The organism is Senegalia massiliensis (assembly GCF_009911265.1).
Lineage (GTDB): Bacteria > Bacillota > Clostridia > Tissierellales > SIT17 > Anaeromonas > Anaeromonas massiliensis_A.
Map to the genome: position 1 here is coordinate 121,168 of NZ_QXXA01000006.1, position 19,478 is coordinate 140,645.

The following is a 19,478-nucleotide window of genomic DNA, read 5'->3' on the forward strand; positions in this document are numbered from 1 at the left end:
TTAAATTACTCTACCTTCTTCTTTAACCTTTTTATCCATATTAGCTCCTATTACTAAACCTATACTTGTTCCTAGTCCAGTACCAATAGGTATTCCTAGTCCAATATTATCAAATATAAGTAATCCTATACTTACTCCTAATCCTGAACCTATACTTATTCCTAAGGCTGTATATATCCCAGTATAATAGTCTTCTTGTATAATATTATGTCCTTCCCTAAGGTGTGTAGTTATATCATTTATTAATTCATCATTTCTTTTATAGATGTCTTTAGTTAAACTATATTGATTTTCTTCTAAAAATTGAATATGCTTTTCTAATCTATTTAGGTAATCACTACATTCCTTGCAATCATTAGAAAAAGTTTTCAATTTTTTATATAATTTCTCTAATAAATCTAAATTAAGCTTTTTTACCTCTTTCTCATTTAAATTTATTTTTAACTTATTTATAGTTTTAATCATATAATCACCTTCTATAAAAACTTTTGTACTTCTATAGTATATCCATTATTATCCTTTAAAAAGAAATGGTATATATTAAATTTTTCGTTCTTTTTAGGTTTATCTTCTATATTTATGCCCTTATTTTTAATACTTTCATACATTTTATCTACATCATTAACTATTAATGTGAGAATAGAACTTTTCTTATCTATAGTTTTATTTATATGAGTGCAAAACCCAATAGATGACCCTTGATTTATTTTATAAATCATACATGTTTTTTGGTCTTTATAAAGTTCAAGTTCTAATACATTTCTATAAAAATCATCAGTTTCTTTTAGATTATCTGTTCCTAGAAATAATATAAACTCATTATACATTTTTTCACCTCTATTTTCTAAAAGCCACTTTAAATGCCTCTCCTGCTGCATCTATTGTTTTTTCTATATCGCAATCTGTATGTGCTGTTGATAGGAATAATCCTTCAAATTGTGCTGGTGGTAAAAGAATTCCTTGCTTTAGCATTTCTTTAAAGAATATTGCATATTTATCTGTATCTGATTTCATAACTTGACTGTAACTATCTACAGGTCCTTGTGACATAAATATACATATCATAGCTTTTACTCTATTTATAGTCACATCTATATTTAATTTTTCTATATGTTCATTTAATCCTTTTTCTAACTTCTTGGCTTTTTCTTGTAAATCATCATATATATCTTTATTATTTTCAAGTATTTCTAAAGTATTATATCCCATATACATTGCTAATGGGTTCCCTGAAAGTGTTCCTGCTTGATATACACCACCTAATGGTGCTATCATATCCATTATCTCAGCTTTTCCACCATAAGCACCTACTGGAAGTCCTCCGCCTATAATTTTCCCAAAGCAAGTGAGATCTGGATTTATATCATATATTCCCTGGGCACCAGAGTATGATAATCTAAACCCTGTTATAACTTCATCAAATATAAGTAGAGAATTATATTCCTTTGTTACTTTTCTTAATTCTTCTAAAAATTCTTTCTTGGCTTCAACTACTCCCATATTTCCTGCTACTGGTTCTACTATTACTGCTGCTATATCATCTGAATCTTGAAATGCCTTTTTTACTGAATCTATATTGTTATATTCGCATACTATTGTATCTTCTATTACTGTAGAATTTACTCCAGGGCTTGTAGGAATTCCATAAGTAAGTGTACCTGAACCTGATTTTACAAGTAGTCCATCTGAATGACCATGATAACAACCCTCAAATTTTATTATTTTTTTCTTTTTGGTATAAGCTCTTGCAAGTCTTAAAGCACTCATTGTAGCTTCTGTCCCTGAGTTTACCATTCTAACTTTTTCTACTGAAGGATATGCATCTACTATTTTTTTTGCCATTTTAGTTTCTATTTGTGTAGGGAGTCCATAGCTTGTACCTTTTTTAAATTCATCTTCTATTCCATTTACTAACTTTTCATTACTATGTCCTAATATAAGTGGTCCCCATGAGCAAATATAGTCAATATATTCATTTCCATCTATATCATATATTTTACTTCCTTTAGCTTTTTCTATAAAAATTGGAGCTATATCCACAGAACCAAAAGCTCTTACAGGACTATTTACTCCTCCTGGAATATATTTTTTAGCTTCATCAAATGCTTTCTTTGACTTTTCAAATTCCATTAATTTCTCCCCCTTAGTTTTTCTGCTATTTCTTTTGCAAAATATGTTATTATTATATCTGCTCCTGCTCTTTTTATAGATAATAATGATTCATATATCACTTTTTCATCCATTAATCCATTTTTTATAGCCATCTTAATCATGGCATATTCACCACTTACATTATATGCTGCTATTGGTATATTATATTTTTCATCTACCCTTCTTATTATATCAAGGTAAGAAAGTGCTGGTTTTACCATTATAATGTCTGCACCTTCATCTATATCAATCTCTGCTTCTCTTAACGATTCCTTAGGGTTTGTAAAATCCATTTGATAACTACTTCTATCTCCAAATGATGGTGTTGAATGAGCTGCATCTCTAAATGGTCCATAAAATGATGACGCATATTTTATACTATAACTCATAATAGGTGTATCTTTAAAACCTTCACTATCAAGTTCTCTTCTCATATGAGCTATTCTTCCATCCATCATATCTGATGGAGCTACCATATCTGCTCCAGCTTTTGCATGACTTACTGCTATTTTTGATAGCTTTTCAACTGTAGTATCATTTTCTATTTTCCCGTCCTCAGTTAATAATCCACAATGACCATGATCTGTATATTGACACATACATATATCTGTAATTATATATATATCTGTAATTTCTTTTTTCACTTCTATTATTGCACGTTGAACTATTCCATCATCACTATATGCACTACTACCTATATTATCCTTTTTATCAGGTAAGCCAAATAACATTATATAATGAATACCTAATTTAGTTAATTCTTTTACTTCTTCAACTAATTTGTCTATTGAAAAATGATAATTATTTGGTAGTGAAGGAATTTCTTTTTTTATATTTTCTCCTTCCACTACAAATAATGGATATACTAAATCTTCTATGTTTAACTTAGTTTCTCTTACTAAATTTCTTATTATTCCATTTGTCCTTAAACGTCTTGGTCTGTTTTTTAATTCCACTTTTTCACTTCCTAATTGTTTAATATAGAGCTTATTATTCCATCTATTGTATATTCCTTTGCTTGACTAAATACTTTAAATCCAAATTCCTCTATTGCAGATGACGTAACAGGTCCTATTGATATTAGTTTTGCGTTACTTAATAACTTCTTATTTTCTTTACCTATAATTTCAAAGAAATTTTCAACAGTAGATGAAGATGTAAATGTAATATAATCTACATCTTTAAAATTATCTATAAACTCATCACTTTTACTATCATCTATAACTGTGGTATATGTATGTATTTCACATACATTTGATATTTGGTTTAATTTTTCTACTATAAACTTTCTTCCTTTAGCTGACCTAGGCAAAAGTATATTGTCATCTTTTTTCACTTTATCTTTTAATAAACCATACAATTCTTCTTGTTTGTAAGTTTTAGGCATTATATCTGCTATTATTCCAAATTGTTTTAATTTTTCTGTAGTAGATTTTCCTATTGATACTATTTTAGAGTTTTTAAGCCACCTACTATCATAACCCATTTTATATAATTCTTTAAAAAATATTTCTACTCCATTTTCACTTGTTAGTATTATATAATTATATTTATCTATATTTTTTATTTCATTTATTAACTTTGTATTTTCTAATTTTTCTATTTTTATTGTTGGAAACTCTATTGGATTTGCTCCTAATTCTCGTAATTTTTTTATCATAGAACTATTTTGAGCTCGTGAACGTGTTACAACTATATTTTTACCATGTAGTGGTTTTTTCTCAAAGAAGCTTAATTTTTCTCTATAGTCTACCACATCACCTATTACTATAAGACTTGGTGAAGACATATTTTTCTCCACTGCATAATCATATATCTTATTTAATCTTTCAGTAATTACTTTTTGATTATTTCTAGTAGCCCAATTTATTATTGCAACAGGAGTATCAGGGTTTTTACCATATTCCATTAATCCCTTAGTTATTTTTTCTAAATTTTTCATTCCCATTAAAAAAACTAAAGTTCCATTTAATTTAACTATAGATTCAAAGTCAAATTCTTTTTCATCATCACTTAAATGACCTGTGAAAACATGAAATGAGGTTGCAACGTTTCTTTGAGTAATAGGAATTCCAGCATAACAAAGCCCACCAATAGCTGAAGTAATTCCTGGTACTACTTCAAATTCTATATTATTTTTATATAATTCCTCTCCTTCTTCTCCACCTCTACCAAAGACGTAAGGATCTCCACCTTTTAACCTTACTACTGTTTTACCTTCTTTGGCTTTTTCAACCAATAACTTATTTATTTCACCTTGCTTAAGTGTATGATGATTTGGTTTTTTGCCTACATATATCATTTCACATTCTGTTTTAGATTCTTTTAAAAGGCTATCATTTACTAATCTATCATATACTATTACATCAGCTTCCTTTAATTTTTCCATTCCTTTTACTGTAATAAGACCTATATCCCCAGGTCCTGCTCCTATAAGATAAACTTTACCTTTATTCATCTCCAAACTCCTCTAATACAGTTTTTGCAAGTTCTAATCCTAGTTCTTCTGCTTCACTAATTTTTGAACTCTTTGTTTTTCTAACTAATTTTTTACCATCTTCATCTCCAAATAATGTGTCAAGAATTATTTCATCACCATTTATAGTTGCATATGCTCCTATTGGTATATGACAGCCTCCATTAACACCTTTTAAAAATGCTCTTTCAGCTTTTACTTGAATACAAGCTTGTTTTGAAGATATAGAATCTATCATATCTTCTAACTGTTTATCATCTTCCCTTATTTCTAGTGCAAGTGCACCTTGACTAGGTGATGGTAATATTATTTCATTAGGTAAATACATAGAAATTTTTTCTTCTAATCCTAATCGCTTAATACCTGCTGCAGCTAAAACTACTCCATCTAAATTTTGAGTTTTTATCTTTTCTATTCTAGTTTCAATATTACCTCTAATAGGTACTATTTCTAAATCATCTCTATAATTTAATAATTGATACTTTCTCCTTTTGCTTCCAGTACCAATTTTAGCTCCTCTTGGAAGACTATCTAAGTCACTATATCCTTCTTTTAATATAAGAACATCTCTTGCATCTTCTCTCTTAGGTATAGATGCAAATTTAAGTCCAGTTGGTAAACTAGAAGGCATATCTTTCATGCTATGAATTGCTATATCTATTTCACCCTTTAATAAAGCATTTTCAATTTCTTTTACAAATAATCCCTTGTCACCTATTTTATCTAATGGAATATCTTTTATTTTATCACCTTTTGTGCGTATTATTTTTATCTCAAAATCTATATTGGGATTTTTCTCCTTTAATTTATCTACTACCCATCTCGTTTGAGTTAGAGCTAATTTACTTCCTCTAGAGCCTACTTTTATTTTCATATAATTTTTTTCTCCCCTTTAAATCATCTAAGCTCAAATTTATTATTTCATTTAATATTTCCTTTTTTCTTTTTTCATCATTACATTTTTCTAATACTATTTTTCTTATATCACCTAATAATTTTAAGAACTCTATATACTTTTCATCATACTTTTCTTCTAATTCAAATATTATACTCTTTGAAAGTGATGGACTTTTTCCATTTGTTGAAACAGATATTGTAAGATCTCCTCTTTTAAAAGTAGAAGGTACAATGAAATCAGAATTTCTATCTGTTACATTATTACATAATATGTTTTCATCTTTACAATCAATACCTATTTTTCTATTTAACTTTTTATCATCAGTTGCTGCTATTACTATTGAAGAATTTAAAATATATTTTTTATTATACTTATCTTTTATTATATTAATTTTATCTTTATAATTATAAAACTCAGATTCTATTTTAGGGCTTATAATACTTAGTTTTCCCCCATATTCCATTAAATTTTTAGCTTTTCTTAGAGCTACCTTTCCTGCTCCTATTATTACTATATCTTTATCTTTTAAATTTAACATAATTGGATAAAATGAAGTTTCTTCTTTATAACTCATAAATATCTGACATCATTTCTATATAATTATCTAGTTTTTCTTTATCATTTATTTGCTTTAATTTAATTGCTGGATTTCTAATTATTCTTTTAAATGAAGAATGTATTATCTTTTCCATTATTTTTTTATCTCTTGAACTTAAATCTATTTTTCTAAATATATATTCTAAGGTGTTTTTCTCTATTTCCTCACATTTATCACTCATACTTTTAACTATAGGATCTACTTTTAAAGTATCTATCCAATTCTTAAAACTAATTATATCTTCATTTATTAAACTTTTAGCTTTTTTGGATAATTCTTTTCTTTTAACTTCATTTTTTTCTGAGATTTCCTTTAAATTATCTATATTATAAAGATTTACATTTTCTAGCTCTTCTACATCCTCTTCTACATCACGTGGTAGTGCAAGATCTAAAATATATAAATTCTTTTCTAATTTCTTCATATCTTTTTTCCTTATTATATGATGAGGGCAGGCTGTTGCTGTTATGAGTATATCTATATCTTTTATAATATTATATCTATCATCATATTCAATTGGAGTTACATTTTCATATAATTCTTTTATTTTATATAATTTATCATGACTTCTATTTGACATGAAAATCTCATCTAAATCTTCTTCTTCTAAGTATTTAAGAGCTAGATTTCCCATTTTTCCTAATCCTATAATAAGTGCTTTTTTGCCTTTTAAATCAATTTTTTCTCTTAAAAATTTAACTCCTATATAACTTATGGAAAGAGGTATTTCTGAAATTTTAAGTTCTTTCTTTACTTTTTTAGCTGTAGTAACTGATTCTCTAAATAACTTGTTTAATCTTTTGCCACTTCCGCCTATTTCCATAGCTAGCCTATGTGCTTCTTTTACTTGTCCTAAAATTTGATCTTCACCAAGTACTATAGATTTTAAACCAGCTGCTACTTCATATAAATGATAAATTGATTCTATCTCTTTTTTTACAAAAAAATATTTATCAATTTGCTTTATATCTGACTTTTTTCTATAAATATTTTTAACTACTTCTATATCCCTATCTACATTTCCATCTTCACTATATATATATATTTCACTTCTATTGCAGGTAGAAAGTATAATACATTCTTTTACTCCACTATCTAAAAGATATGTTGTAGTTTCTATTTTCATACTATCTGTAAAAGCTACCTTTTCTCTAATATCTGTTGTTGCTGTATTGTGATTTATTCCCACTACTGAAATATTCATAGATATCAACTCCTGATCCTATTTCTAATTAACACTTTCTGCACGCTCAAGTAATATATCACCTAAAACTGGCTCAACTCCTAATGGTTTAGATATTTTAAAATTAACTTCTTCATATTTATTATCTAACTCTTTTATTATATGAGGTATATCTTCTTTTATATGAATTCCTTCATATAAAAAGTAAGGTACTACTGTTATATCTTTTATATCTTCATTAACCATTTCTTCTACTACTTCTGGTATAAAAGGTCTACTTATCTCCATATAAGCGCCTTTTATAATATACTTATCTGTTTTCTCTTTTACGATATCTATCATATCAGAAAATCCTTTTTTTGCTTCATTTGATCTACTTCCATGTCCTATAATTAACAATCCCTTTTTCATTATATCACCTTTTCTTTCATTTTTATTTTTAAATAGATAGGTTTATATTATTATATTTATCATACATAATTATTAATAATAAAAAAATCCTACCGTAGAGGCAGGATTAAATATACTAATATATTCATACTAGTAAATCCTTCCCTCCGAAGGTTACTTCGTAAAATCAGGCAGGTCTCCTGGCTTACCATCATCCTACTTTCTCTCCTTCCCATTCTAATGAATAGTGGATTTGAGATTTCGTTATGGTTACAGTAGCGGGGGCTGCAGAGGTCTCTCACTTCTTTCCCTATTAATCATAAATATGAACCTAATTTTAATATTCAGTTTTTCTTGTAAGTTTATAATATCATTTGTTGGAGGGGTTGTAAATAGAATGTATATCAAAAATTAATCGAAAAGTATTTTTATTGATTAATTCGTAATTGAATAATAAAATTAATATTTATAATTTTATTTATCTTACACTAAAAACACATAATAAATAAGTAGAATATGCAGGTACTCCATAGGGAATACTTGTAGAAACATCTGCAGATTAAGATTGTGTTCTTCTTGTTGTATAAGTTACACTATGAATTGTAAAACTTGAATTTTTATTGGTATTATTTTTTACTATATTGGTGGCTTATAAATCTTCAATCCTCCTCTCTCTATGTATTAATTAAAATAAGATAATAAATTATTTTAATTCAACATTAGTAATTGCATAGTTTCTGATATGTCTTCATCTTGTGCATAATTTACTTGTGGTATCGATCAAATTAATGCTACAATTATAATTAAGGATATTGTTAATTTTCTGAATATTTTACACTTAAACAATCCTTTTACTATGGTAATTTAAGTGATTAATTACTTTATTAATTTAATTATACATTATAAAGGAAAATATTTCTATCTGAAAGGGTCTGACATTTTAAAAATCGTTTCTGAATATTTTCTTGGTGAAAATGAAGAAACCTATAAAAATTCTCTTAATAAAGCTATACATATATTAGAAATAAAAGGATATGATGAGTTGGCTAAGAATTATAAAGAAATTACAAAAAATAGATATAATATACAATTAAATTAGAAAAAACCCTTGCAAGGGTTTTTTCATTTCATTCTATATCCTCAATCAATTCCCTAATACTATTATACTTATTAGGATAATCTATCTGTGGCCTATCTATTAAAAGTACCTTTATATTCATATCAAGTGCTGCCTTTATTTTTTCATTTGTACCGCCTATATCTCCGCTATCTTTTGTAACTATATACTTTATATTATAAAACTCATACACAGCTTTATTAAAATCAGTACTAAATGGACCTTGAAGTGCTAATATCCTCTTAGGTAAAAATCCTAAATCAGTACATTTTTTTACTACATTTGCTGTAGGAAGTACTCTTATATATAAATTATCTTTAAAATTCACATTTTTAAATTTATCTAGATTATTACTTCCTGTTGTTAAGATTATATTTTCTTTTTTATTTTCTAAGTACTTTATTACTTGTTCATATGATGAAAATCTATCTATATTTTCATAAGTTATTTCTTTTCTTTCAAATCTAAAATATTTAATATCTGATTCTTCTGATGCTTCTATGGCATTTTTAGAAACTTCTGCTGCATATGGATGTGTCGCATCTACTATAATTTTTATATTATACTTCTTAGTTAAATCTACCATATCTTCTTTATCCAATCTTTTTGATATGACTTTTAAATTAGGATGAGTCTTAAAAAGTCTTGCTCCATAATTTGTAGCTGTTGTTGCAATTACAGAATGATTTTTATCTAGTAGTTTTTCTACAATAAGCCTTCCATCCTCTGTACCAGATAAAACTAATATCATATTTTATAACCTCTAGGTGTTACCATTTTTCCACCATCTATATATGAGTTTGAATTTCCTATTATAACTGTTGTAAACATATCTATATCAAAATTTAACATATTTTCTAAATCAGTAAGTATTGTTTCTTCACCTTCTCTTTTAGCATTTCTAACTATGGCTACAGGTGTAGATTTATCTTTATGTTTTAAAAATATATCTCTTGCTATTACAATTTGCTCTGTTCTTTTTTTACTTTTTGGATTATATATTGCTACTGAAAAATCTCCTTCTGCTGCAAGACGTAACCTTTTTTCTATAAGTGACCAGTCTGTAAGTAAATCACTTAAACTAATTGTAACAAAGTCATGCATAAGAGGAGCACCTACACAAGCTGCTGATGCATTGGATGCTGAAACCCCTGGTACTATCTCTACTTCTACATCACTTTTATGCTTTAATACTATTTCAAGCATTATACCAGCCATACCATAAACCCCTGCATCCCCACTACTTACAAGTGCTACAGTTTTTCCATCTTCAGCATATTCTAATGTCTTTTCACATCTCTCTACTTCTTTTTTCATTTGAGATGATACTATTTTCTTGTCATCAATTAAATCATTTACAAGTTCTATATATTTTTTATACCCTATTATAATATCAGATTCTTTTATAGCTTCTACTGCTCTAAAAGTCATATGTTTCTTATCTCCAGGTCCTATTCCTACTACATATATTTTTCCATTACTCATTGTTTTCCTCCCAAATAGATATTGTTATACCATCCATTTTTGTTTTTTTCATTATACATGTTCCATTATTACTTGAGATGTATCCTACAGGCTCTGAAACAGAGGATACTCCTATCGACTTTTTCACAAAATTAGAGCCTTCAAATAGATGTTCAACTTTTTTAATTTCTTCTCTACTAATTATATTAAGTGATACATTTAATTCCTTTGATGATTCTATAAGTCCAATTTCATCTTTTTTAACATCTACTGTTGCTATTTCTTTTAGACTTTCCATATATAAATTATTATTATCCATAGATTTATATATAGCATATAACATTCTATTTTTCTCTATTCCTCTTCTACATCCTATACCTAATACTATATTTCTTGGTATCAATACTGATGTGGGCATAGTGTATTTTTTAATGCTATTTGTTATATCTATTAAACTTTGTATATCTTTAAATCTTTCATCTTCTGGTGTGATGAGATTTTTAATTAAATTTTTATCTATAGAAATATCTGATTTAATTCCTACGTTTTTACCATTTACTATATCTGCTGTGACTATTTTTGCATCTTCCATACTTTCTATAGAAAGATTCAACTCTTTTGCTATCATATCTACAGATAATACACCATTTACATCAGATGCTGTAGTTATAACAGGTGTTGCTCCTATTAATTCAGATAGATGTATTGCGTAACTATTTGCCCCTCCAATATGCCCTGAAAGTAAGCTTATAATATGTTTTCCACCTTCATCCATTACAAGTATAGCAGGATCAATAGTTTTGTCCTTTATATGTGCTGCTATAGACCTTACTACAATTCCTGTAGCCATAATAAAAAGTATGGTGTCGTAATTTTTAAAGAAATCCTCTATATTCTCTGATAGTTTTCCTTTTATTGATTTGAATTTCCCATAATTATGCTTATCTAAGGTATAAATAGGCGTATCTTTTAAATATCTTTTTACTTCTAAAGCTTTCTTAAGTCCGCCTTTTGTAAGTGTAATTATAGCTAATTTCACTTTTTAGCATCCCTATATTCATGGGAAAAATTTTTATCATATAATTTTGATAAGCTATATTTATCTCCTAAAAATCCTCCTACTAATATTTGTGCTGTTTTTGTTATATTAGCTTCTTTTACTTTTTCTGATATATCTTTTAATGTTCCTTGTACTATCTTTTGATCAGGCCAAGTAGCTTTTTGTACCACTGCAACAGGAGTATTTTCATCATAATATTCTAAAAGCCTATCTACTACATTATCAATCATCTGTACTGATAGAAATATAGCCATTGATGCCTTATGACTTGCAAGTTTTTCTAAACTTTCACTTTCTGGAACAGGAGTTCTTCCTTCAAGTCTTGTACAAATTACTGTTTGAGAAACATCTGGAAGTGTAAACTCCCTATTTAATGCAGCTGCTGATGCTACAAATGAACTCACACCTGGTATAACTTTTGATTTTATATCTAGTTCATCTAATCTATCAATTTGCTCTCTTATTGCTCCATATATACTAGGGTCCCCTGTATGAACTCTTGCTACAGATTTTCCTTGTTTTATTCCATTTTCCATAACATCAATAACTTCTTCAAGTGTCATAGATGCACTATTATATAATTTACTTTCATCTTTTCTACAATTTAAAATATCTTTATTAACAAGAGAACCTGCATATATTATAATGTCTGCTTTTTCTACTATGTTTTTCCCTTTAACTGTTATTAAATCAGGATCTCCTGGACCTGCTCCTATAAAATATACTGTATTCATTTAAATACCTCCTTTTTTTATTATAAGTGTTGATAAATATGGTACTTTTTTATTTTTTAAATCATCAATATCATAGCTTATATTTTCTTCATTTGTGCCACATTTAGATACAAGTACAAATTTATCTTCTAAATTTCTGCTCTCTAAAATTTCAGCTAATCTTTTATGTTCAGTAGAAGGCTTCATAACTACTAAATTATCATAATCATCTACTACCTTTTCAAATTCACTTATATTTTTCCTAAGAGGTATTATAGAAAGTGTTTCTTCCTGAGACGCTAGAGGAATATTTACTTTATTCGCTGATGCACAAAAGGATGTTATTCCTGGTATAGTTTCAATATTTATATCTTTCTTTTTTAAGAAAGGTAATAAATACATATATGTACTATATACCATTGGATCTCCTATAGTTAAAAATGCTATATTTTTTCCTTTTTCAAGTAAATCTAATATTATTTTAGAGTTTCTCTCCCAAGTAACGTTTAGTTTTTCTTCATCATAAGTCATTGGAAATTCTAATTTTAATATTTCTGCTTTTTTATTTAAATAATCTTCAGCAATGGAGAGTGCTACACTTTTACTTTCCTTTTTACTTTTAGGACATATTACAATGTCTATTTTTTCTAATACTTTTACTGCTTTTATAGTAATTAGCTCCGGGTCACCTGGACCTACTCCAATGCCATAAAATTTTCCTATCATCATTTCACCTCTTAGCTGATATTATATATATTGGATTTGTACCTATCATCATAGTTAAGTCTCCAATACTTTTGCCTTTGCTTATATTTACATGTACTATATCTATGTCTTTAAATTTATATTGTTTTAAAAAGTTTATTGCTTTATATGCATTTTCTATGGTTATAGTGTTTATTACAATCTTATTATTATCTTTTAATTTTTCATATGACCAATTTATTATTGTCTCCATATTTCCAGATGAACCACCAATGAAAACCCTATCTATATCACCTATATCTTTTAACGCCTCTGGTGCAACACCTTCAATAATTTCTAAATTATCTATATTAAAATGACTTTTATTTTTAGCTATAAGATCTACTGCTTCCTTCTTTTTTTCTATTGCATAAACTTTACCATTTTCTACAATAGATGCTATTTCTATAGAGATACCTCCAGTTCCTGCTCCTATATCTATTACTTTTAAATCCTTTTCTAATTGTAATTTACCTATAGTTATAGCTCTAATTTCAGATTTTGTCATAGGTACTTTTCCTCTTATAAAATCATCATCTTCTATACTAAATCTACTCATCTTGTAATATCACCACCACATTTAAATCACTATTTTTTATTTTTATTATATCCTCAGGACTTCCACTATGAATCTTTTCATTTGGATATGATAAATTCTCTCCTATATAAATAGTTCGTCCTTCTATCCCATTATCCAAAAGTTCCTTTGCTATTTTTTGAGGAGTCCAGATTTTATCTGTAAGTATTGCTACCTTTTTATTTGTTGCTACTATTTCTAAAATGTCACTTTCTCTACCATGTAATGATAAAAAATGTGCATCTTCCCAAGATTCATTTATCCTAGAAAACATATATTGAACTGAACTAATTCCTGGGATTATGTCCATTTCTACATTTTTTAAATTTTTCTTGATATATGACTTTAAACTAAAAAATCCTGTGTCTCCTGAAACTACGACTGCTATTTTTTTGTTTAGATTTTCTTTTATATAATCTATCATTTTAGAAAGTCCTTGTGATATATCAAAAATTTCTTTTTTAGAGATATCAATATTTTCTAAATTTCTTTTAGCACCTATTATTATATTTGATTCGGCTATTTTCTTTTTAGCAATAGGTAATATATAATCTTTATGACCTGGCCCAAGTCCTATTATATATAATTTATTCATTTTTATATTCCTCCAACATATCTTTTCCTATAGGACACATTCCCAATAATCCATACTTTTTAGAAAATATTACTGTGCCAATTTTTATACTGTCATATACTCTGTCTCTACATTTCTCAGTTATTTTTTGTACTAATATTTTAAACAAATCATCTCTTTTATTTTCATCAATATATTCTATAGCCTTATCTGTTGTAATACTATTTAGTATATTATTTATATCATCTTGTAATCCACCTAAAGCTGCATAGTTACTAGCTAATATCTCCATTCTTGCATCTGCTACTTTACTATGTGTATGGAATATTCCACCTGATACTTTTATCATTTTGCCAATATGACCTACAAAAAGTATTTCTTCTATGTCATATTCTACAGCTTTATCTAGCATAAAACCTATGAAATTACTTGTCTTTATGAGAGAGTAATTTTTTAAATTTAACTCTTCTACAAAATCTCTACCATAATTTCCTGGTGAAAATATTACTTTTTTTATGCCTTTATTTTTAAGTACTGATAGCTCAAGTGCTATGGAATCCTTAAATGCTTCCTCACTCATAGGCTCAACTATGCCGCTAGTTCCAAGTACTGATATACCTCCTAATATACCAAGCTTTGGGTTAAAAGTTTTTTTGGCTATATCTACACCTTCTGGTATAGATATAGTGATCTTTACTCCAAGCCCTTCAGGTAATTCTTCTCTTACGGCTTCAATTATAGTTTTTCTAGGAACAGGATTTATTGCATATTCACCTATGTCTACAGCAAGTCCCTCTCTTGTTACCTTCCCTACTCCTATTCCACCTGTTAAAATTACTTCTTCGCCTTCTATTAATTCAGCTTCTGCATAAATCTTTATTCCATTTGTAGAATCAGGATCATCTCCACTATCCTTTACAATAGCACATTTGACTTTATCTTTTTTTATAATAATATCTTCTACATCTAAAATTAAATCCCAACCTTTAGGAGTTTTTATCTTTACATTTTCTATTTCGCATCCTGTAAATAGCATTCTAGTTGCTGCCTTAGCTGCCGCTGTAGCAGATGATCCTGTGGTATATCCATATCTTAATTTTTTACCACCTTTAACTACATATCTATCCATATTATCACCTATATCATATATAAAAGTGCATTTACTATAGCTGCAGCTACTGTACTTCCACCTTTTCTACCATTGGTAACTATATATGGCACTCCTAAATCTTTGATTATTTCTTTTGATTCAGCAGCCCCTACAAATCCTACAGGTACTCCTATTATCAAATCAGGTTTAGGCATTCCTTTTTCTATCTTCTCTTTTAAAGTGAAAAGTGCTGTAGGAGCATTTCCTATTGCAAAAATCTTTATATTTTTATTGTTCATTGCCTTTTCTATAGCTACCATTGAACGTGTGATTTCTCTTTTTTTAGCTTCTATTACTACATCCTCATCATGAACAAAATTACATACTTGTCCGCCAAGTTCACCTAGTACTCTTTTGTTTATACCTGATAAAACCATTCCAGTATCAGCATAAATATCACATCCATTTTTAAGTGCTTTTATCCCACTTTCTATGGCATCTTCATGAATTTCTAATATATCAGCATATTCAAAGTCAGCAGTAGTATGTATTACTCTCTTTACTACTTTACCTTCTTTTTCATCAAACTTTTTATCACCTAATTCTTCTGTAATTATTTCAAAACTATTTTTTTCTATAGTTTTTGGCTCTTTTACGTAATTCATTTTTTCACTCCTCTAAAATAGGCTTGGACCACCTTTTATTATGTTATATTCTTGTACTCTTTCATATTTATTAAAATTTATTATATTTTTAATTTCATATAAAAACTTTTCTTTATCAAAACATTCTTTATCATATAATATTCCTGTTACAGTACCACTATGTGAAGTGTTTATACCATATGCATTATATTTAACAGCTAAATTATATATATTTTCTAAATCCTCTTTAAATAAATATTTTTGATTTATGAAAGCACTCAATGTAGACCCTTTGGCTAATTTATGCATATCATTTTCTTTTAGTCCTTTTTCAACTAAACTTAAAGATTTTCTATATTCTAACTCATGTTTTATCTTTTCATAGTATAAATTTAATTTGTTAAATTTAACAGTATCAATAGTACCTTTCCCCTCAATACAAAGTACTTTTAAATCTAATTTATTCTCATATAATTTTTTATATCTGCCTTTTAAATAATCATATAATGTAAGTTTTTGAAATATAGTACTATCTGTAGGTTCTATTTCTATAGCTATATTAGCTATTTGTTCATTATCTATTTCTTCGTTTAAATACCTGCTTGTTGCAAGTATAGTAGCAGCTAAGTCAGCTGTACTACTTGCCATTCCTTTTCCTATTGGAATATTTGAATCTATATCTAAAGCAATGTTTTTATATTCATTTTGATTATATCCAAAATATTTAAGAGACTTTTTTATAGCATTATATGCTTTAGGATATAATATTTCATTTGATATACCCTCTTTAATTGTAACTACTGAAAATAAATCTATAGGATATGAAATGAGCAAGTTTTTACCATCAATATATCCCTGAAATAACTCTCCACAACTTGCTGGACATTTAGCTCTTATCATAGAATTTTCCAACCTTAAAAACAGGTTTATCTATATCGTTTTTCAATGTTTCATAGTCCTTATGGTCAATGCTTACTATAATACAAGTTGAAGTTCCTGCTGATTTATATAAATCTATATCGACACTTTCATCTATAGAGTAATCTAAGTCATTAGTCTTAGCCATTTCTTCTATTTCTTTTAATATTCCTTGTGATCCTACAGGTAATATCTCATGAATATAATCTTTTTGTTTTAAATCAATTATATTTTTTATTGAAATTATCTCTCCATTGTCTTCTAATATTTCATTTCCAACTTTAGGAATTCCAACAACTGCTATTAATGAATTCTTTGGAGTATAAGGCATTTTGAAGTTTCTCTTATCTACTAAACCTATGGCAGTCAATCCTATACCCGTTTGAACTGTAGGAAAATTTTCTTCTGTACTTCCTGTAACTAGTATATCTTCATCTAAGTTTAATTCTCTTAAAAGATTTTTTATTCCATTTAATATAATGTTTCCTGTAGGGTTCATTTCTACTGATAATGTATTTATTATAGAAATAGGTTTTGCTCCTATTGAAAATAATTCTGATAATACTACATGAAGTGTTAAATACCCTAAAGTTTCAGGATATGTTTTTACGATATCCTTTTCTTTATTTCCTATACCTCCAGCAGAATCACATGAAATTATTAATTTGTCATTTTCATTTATATCTATAAAAGTCAAATCTCTAAATTGTGTGGAATTCATAAAACTATCTCTCTTTCTTTTTTATAATTTCAAAAAGTGTAGAAGCTGCTATTATATTTAACATAGATGCTAATGTTAAAGGTATTACTATTGCCATGAATAAAGCCATACCTGAAAACGGCAATGCTAAAATGCTCGCCAATATTCCTGCTATAAAAGCTGAAATAGGTCCATTTAATATTATAGCTACTACATTTGATAATATCTTAAATCCTTTTATGTACACTTTTCCAAATACAAATGCTGTAAATGCCATAAGTGCCATAACTTCTAAATGCATAGGTAAGGAAAGAGGAAAGCCACTAGTCATAGCAGTTAAAAGGTGACCTAAGCCTGCAACCACAGCGCCATATACTGGTCCTAAAAAAATTGATGCAAAAAATCCTGGCATGCTATCAAGTGCAATGGTTGTTCCAGGATATTTAATCATAGCTCCTATAAAAGATAATGCTATAAGTACTCCTGAATAAGTTAATTTTGTTGTAGTAATTTTCTCATAAGTTTTAGTATTTGTCATAATTCTCCCCCTTAAAATTTTCAATATAATCTAATAAATAATATAAAAATTCTATATTACTATAAAAATGAATATGAGGATATCCTGCAAGAGTATTTTGTTTCTTTATCCCACATTTCCATCTTTTATATACTTTGCCTTCTCTTTTTTTAGATATATTATATAAGAAATCTATTTCATCATTTTTATTAATCATAGAGCGATGAAATTCATGAGCATTTATATTTATACCTTTGAAGTCTATTTCAATATATCCAAAGCGTTGAAGTTTTTCTGTCATATGACTATCTGTATCAATAAATCCTACCATTTCACTTTTATTATTATCTAAATCATAAATTGAATTTGTAAGATACATAAGTCCCCCACACTCAGCGTAACAAGGAAGTCCTTTTTCTAATATTTCTTTTAAGTCTTCTCTAAATGATTTGTTTGTTTCTAATTCATTACTAAAAACTTCTGGAAATCCTCCACCTATATATAAAGCATCTACATCTGGTAATTTTTCATCTTTAATTGGACTTATAGGAATAAGAGTTATGCCTAGTTGCTCTAATAAATCTAAATTATCTTTATAATAAAAATTAAAAGCTTTATCCTTAAATACTCCTATCTTCAAATCATATTTTTTTGTTATACCTATATAGTTTTGTGTTTTTATAACTTCCAGTTTTGATATTTCTAATAACTTATCTAAGTCTATAGTTTCTTCTATGGTTTTAGATAATTTTTCACTTTTTTCTTCTAGTTCATCTACTTCTTCAGCTGGTATTAATCCTAAATGTCTACTTTTTAATGATATATCTAAATTTTTAGGTAAATATCCAAGACACGGAATATTATTTTCTTTTTCTACTATTGTACGAAGTAAATCATAGTGCATTTTACTTGATACATTATTTATAATAACTCCAGCGATGTTAATATCTTTGTCAAAATTTTTATATCCTGATATTAAAGCTGCTAAACTAAGTGACATTCCTCTTCCATCCACTACAAGTATTATAGGTAATTTAAGTATTTTTGCTATATGACTAGAACTTGCATTGTCTTTTTCTATTCCAAAACCATCATATAACCCCATTACTCCTTCAATTATAGATATATCCTTGTCTTTTGAATTTTTATTAAATAGATTTGTAACTAATTCTTTATTTAGTAAATAACTATCTAAATTATATGAAGCATTCCCTGTTACAAATTCATGAAATTTTGGATCAATATAATCAGGTCCAACCTTAAAGGGAGCAACTGTAATACCTCTATTTGTAAGTGCCTTCATTATTCCAAGACTTAGAGTAGTTTTTCCTACTCCACTATTTGTACCAGCTATCATTATACCTTTCAATTCATCACCTCTTTTTATGCAAAATAAAAAATCCTACTTCGAAGTAGGATTAGATTTACAGCTATAAATATATTATTTACAAGCTAGCAATCCCTTCCCTCCGAAGGCATACTTTTAAAAAATCAGGTAGGTCTCCTGGCTTGCCATCATCCTACTTTCTCTCCTTCCCATTCTAATGAATAGTGGATTTGAGATTTCGTTATGGTTACAGTAGCGGGGGCTGCAGAGGTTTCTCACCTCTTTCCCTATTAATCATAAACATGAACCCAATTTTAATATTCGATTTTTATTGTTA

General features: G+C 27.8%; 23 protein-coding genes and 2 riboswitches. Of the genes, 1 reads left to right on the forward strand and 22 read right to left on the reverse strand.

Annotated elements, in window-relative coordinates:
- The 9 genes from D3Z33_RS16515 to D3Z33_RS06410 are packed head-to-tail and all read right to left on the reverse strand — an operon-like array spanning position 1 to position 7,717.
- Positions 1-465, reverse strand: a complete 465-nt coding sequence (locus tag D3Z33_RS16515; RefSeq protein WP_201750451.1) for a hypothetical protein — start codon at positions 463-465, stop codon at positions 1-3.
- An 11-nt stretch (positions 466-476) separates the two neighbouring features.
- On the reverse strand, positions 477-827 hold the full coding sequence (locus tag D3Z33_RS06375) for a VOC family protein (protein WP_160196943.1): 351 nt from the start codon (positions 825-827) through the stop codon (positions 477-479).
- Between the two features lie 10 nt (positions 828-837).
- The gene (gene hemL / locus D3Z33_RS06380; RefSeq protein ID WP_160196944.1) at positions 838-2,130 is read right to left on the reverse strand and encodes a glutamate-1-semialdehyde 2,1-aminomutase; all 1,293 of its coding nucleotides are present in this window, start codon (positions 2,128-2,130) and stop codon (positions 838-840) included.
- Positions 2,130-3,107: a porphobilinogen synthase gene (hemB, locus tag D3Z33_RS06385; protein ID WP_160196945.1), complete on the reverse strand. Its 978-nt coding sequence runs from the start codon at positions 3,105-3,107 to the stop codon at positions 2,130-2,132. The genes hemL and hemB overlap by 1 nt, the downstream gene beginning before the upstream one ends.
- 11 nt (positions 3,108-3,118) lie before the next feature.
- Positions 3,119-4,609, reverse strand: a complete 1,491-nt coding sequence (cobA, locus tag D3Z33_RS06390) for a uroporphyrinogen-III C-methyltransferase (protein ID WP_160196946.1) — start codon at positions 4,607-4,609, stop codon at positions 3,119-3,121.
- Positions 4,602-5,501, reverse strand: coding sequence for a hydroxymethylbilane synthase (gene hemC / locus D3Z33_RS06395; protein ID WP_160196947.1), 900 nt, complete (start codon positions 5,499-5,501; stop codon positions 4,602-4,604). Before hemC ends, cobA begins: the two co-directional genes overlap by 8 nt.
- The gene (locus D3Z33_RS06400) at positions 5,479-6,099 is read right to left on the reverse strand and encodes a precorrin-2 dehydrogenase/sirohydrochlorin ferrochelatase family protein (protein ID WP_243153439.1); all 621 of its coding nucleotides are present in this window, start codon (positions 6,097-6,099) and stop codon (positions 5,479-5,481) included. Before D3Z33_RS06400 ends, hemC begins: the two co-directional genes overlap by 23 nt.
- Complete coding sequence (gene hemA / locus D3Z33_RS06405) at positions 6,089-7,327, reverse strand: glutamyl-tRNA reductase (RefSeq protein WP_160196948.1); 1,239 nt, start codon at positions 7,325-7,327, stop codon at positions 6,089-6,091. The genes D3Z33_RS06400 and hemA overlap by 11 nt, the downstream gene beginning before the upstream one ends.
- A gap of 24 nt (positions 7,328-7,351) precedes the next feature.
- Positions 7,352-7,717: a sirohydrochlorin chelatase gene (locus D3Z33_RS06410; RefSeq protein WP_160196949.1), complete on the reverse strand. Its 366-nt coding sequence runs from the start codon at positions 7,715-7,717 to the stop codon at positions 7,352-7,354.
- 152 nt (positions 7,718-7,869) lie between these two features.
- A riboswitch (cobalamin riboswitch) is annotated at positions 7,870-8,046 on the reverse strand.
- Positions 8,047-8,564: 518 nt separating this feature from the next.
- Between D3Z33_RS06410 and D3Z33_RS06415 the strand changes: the two genes are divergently transcribed.
- The gene (locus tag D3Z33_RS06415; RefSeq protein WP_160196950.1) at positions 8,565-8,795 is read left to right on the forward strand and encodes a hypothetical protein; all 231 of its coding nucleotides are present in this window, start codon (positions 8,565-8,567) and stop codon (positions 8,793-8,795) included.
- A 28-nt stretch (positions 8,796-8,823) separates the two neighbouring features.
- On the opposite strand, the gene D3Z33_RS06420 is transcribed toward D3Z33_RS06415, so the two are convergent.
- Genes D3Z33_RS06420 through D3Z33_RS06480 form a run of 13 tightly spaced genes read right to left on the reverse strand, consistent with a single transcriptional unit; the run spans position 8,824 to position 19,183 of the window.
- Positions 8,824-9,564 (reverse strand): cobalt-precorrin-6A reductase, encoded by a 741-nt coding sequence (locus D3Z33_RS06420; RefSeq protein ID WP_160196951.1) that lies wholly within the window; start codon positions 9,562-9,564, stop codon positions 8,824-8,826.
- Positions 9,561-10,298: a precorrin-3B C(17)-methyltransferase gene (gene cobJ / locus D3Z33_RS06425; protein WP_130805328.1), complete on the reverse strand. Its 738-nt coding sequence runs from the start codon at positions 10,296-10,298 to the stop codon at positions 9,561-9,563. Before cobJ ends, D3Z33_RS06420 begins: the two co-directional genes overlap by 4 nt.
- The gene (cbiG, locus tag D3Z33_RS06430; RefSeq protein ID WP_160196952.1) at positions 10,291-11,316 is read right to left on the reverse strand and encodes a cobalt-precorrin 5A hydrolase; all 1,026 of its coding nucleotides are present in this window, start codon (positions 11,314-11,316) and stop codon (positions 10,291-10,293) included. The genes cobJ and cbiG overlap by 8 nt, the downstream gene beginning before the upstream one ends.
- The gene (cobM, locus tag D3Z33_RS06435) at positions 11,313-12,071 is read right to left on the reverse strand and encodes a precorrin-4 C(11)-methyltransferase (protein ID WP_160196953.1); all 759 of its coding nucleotides are present in this window, start codon (positions 12,069-12,071) and stop codon (positions 11,313-11,315) included. The genes cbiG and cobM overlap by 4 nt, the downstream gene beginning before the upstream one ends.
- Positions 12,072-12,776 carry a precorrin-2 C(20)-methyltransferase gene (cobI, locus tag D3Z33_RS06440; protein WP_160196954.1) on the reverse strand — a complete coding sequence of 235 codons (705 nt, stop codon included), beginning with the start codon at positions 12,774-12,776 and terminating at the stop codon, positions 12,072-12,074.
- Between the two features lie 4 nt (positions 12,777-12,780).
- Positions 12,781-13,353, reverse strand: a complete 573-nt coding sequence (gene cbiT, locus D3Z33_RS06445) for a precorrin-6Y C5,15-methyltransferase (decarboxylating) subunit CbiT (protein WP_160196955.1) — start codon at positions 13,351-13,353, stop codon at positions 12,781-12,783.
- Positions 13,346-13,966, reverse strand: coding sequence for a precorrin-6y C5,15-methyltransferase (decarboxylating) subunit CbiE (cbiE, locus tag D3Z33_RS06450; protein WP_160196956.1), 621 nt, complete (start codon positions 13,964-13,966; stop codon positions 13,346-13,348). Before cbiE ends, cbiT begins: the two co-directional genes overlap by 8 nt.
- Positions 13,959-15,074: a cobalt-precorrin-5B (C(1))-methyltransferase CbiD gene (gene cbiD, locus D3Z33_RS06455; protein WP_160196957.1), complete on the reverse strand. Its 1,116-nt coding sequence runs from the start codon at positions 15,072-15,074 to the stop codon at positions 13,959-13,961. Before cbiD ends, cbiE begins: the two co-directional genes overlap by 8 nt.
- A gap of 8 nt (positions 15,075-15,082) precedes the next feature.
- Complete coding sequence (locus D3Z33_RS06460; RefSeq protein WP_160196958.1) at positions 15,083-15,700, reverse strand: precorrin-8X methylmutase; 618 nt, start codon at positions 15,698-15,700, stop codon at positions 15,083-15,085.
- A gap of 12 nt (positions 15,701-15,712) precedes the next feature.
- On the reverse strand, positions 15,713-16,579 hold the full coding sequence (locus D3Z33_RS06465; RefSeq protein WP_160196959.1) for a hypothetical protein: 867 nt from the start codon (positions 16,577-16,579) through the stop codon (positions 15,713-15,715).
- Complete coding sequence (locus D3Z33_RS06470) at positions 16,566-17,318, reverse strand: AIR synthase related protein (protein ID WP_160196960.1); 753 nt, start codon at positions 17,316-17,318, stop codon at positions 16,566-16,568. Before D3Z33_RS06470 ends, D3Z33_RS06465 begins: the two co-directional genes overlap by 14 nt.
- Positions 17,319-17,322: 4 nt before the next feature.
- On the reverse strand, positions 17,323-17,835 hold the full coding sequence (locus tag D3Z33_RS06475) for an ECF transporter S component (protein ID WP_160196961.1): 513 nt from the start codon (positions 17,833-17,835) through the stop codon (positions 17,323-17,325).
- Entirely contained in the window at positions 17,822-19,183 is a 1,362-nt protein-coding gene (locus D3Z33_RS06480; RefSeq protein WP_243153440.1) for a cobyrinate a,c-diamide synthase, read from the reverse strand. Before D3Z33_RS06480 ends, D3Z33_RS06475 begins: the two co-directional genes overlap by 14 nt.
- Positions 19,184-19,291: 108 nt before the next feature.
- Positions 19,292-19,468: riboswitch (cobalamin riboswitch) on the reverse strand.
- Positions 19,469-19,478: the final 10 nt, after the last annotated feature.